Annotated in this window: 1 protein-coding gene; it reads right to left on the bottom strand. The window is 52.6% G+C overall.

The genetic code is table 11. The features are described 5' to 3' along the window. Window positions 1-308 (bottom strand): lytic transglycosylase domain-containing protein (locus JN414_RS16575; RefSeq protein WP_202208893.1); only part of this gene is annotated, 308 nt, incomplete at both ends.

A 308-nucleotide genomic window follows, 5' to 3' on the forward strand; every position in this document is an offset into this window, starting at 1 on the left:
GTAACTTTCTGGGCATAATCCAGGACACCATCCGGGACAGAGTTAATCTGTCGGTTCAAATATTTATCGACATTCCCCGGCCCCCAGTTATAGGCCATGGCCACAAGGATCTGGTTACCGTTATACTTCTGATACAGCTTGATCAGGTACTGTTCGCTGGCCGTGACATTGCCGGTCGCATCATACAGGTCATTGCCATTCGCATTTGAGGGCTCGACCTGCATGGCCCCGATGGCGCCAGCCGATGAGATGACAACCTGACCGTTTTTGTACTGGCCGGTCGGACTTTCCACGGGTTGCATACGATG

Source organism: Gluconobacter sp. Gdi (assembly GCF_014132155.1).
Lineage (GTDB): Bacteria > Pseudomonadota > Alphaproteobacteria > Acetobacterales > Acetobacteraceae > Gluconobacter.